Source organism: Ammonifex thiophilus (assembly GCF_003368535.1).
GTDB lineage: Bacteria > Bacillota > Desulfotomaculia > Desulfotomaculales > Ammonificaceae > Ammonifex > Ammonifex thiophilus.
Map to the genome: position 1 here is coordinate 1 of NZ_QSLN01000097.1, position 255 is coordinate 255.

Annotated in this window: 1 rRNA gene; it reads left to right on the forward strand. The window is 60.8% G+C overall.

Annotation, left to right across the window (positions count from 1 at the left end):
• Window positions 1-255, forward strand: a 23S ribosomal RNA gene (locus tag DXX99_RS11235); the annotation flags it as partial.

A 255-nucleotide genomic window follows, 5' to 3' on the forward strand; every position in this document is an offset into this window, starting at 1 on the left:
GCCAGTGAAGACGCTGGCTACCTGCGGTGGGACAGAAAGACCCCGTGGAGCTTTACTGCAGCCTGGCATTGGACTCTGGTGTTCTATGTACAGGATAGGTGGGAGGCTGAGAAGCCTGGGCGCCAGCCTGGGTGGAGCCGCCGGTGGGATACCACCCTTAGGACATTGGGGTTCTAACCTTGGGCCGTTGAGCCGGTCTGGGGACAGTGTCAGGTGGGCAGTTTGACTGGGGCGGTCGCCTCCTAAAAGGTAACG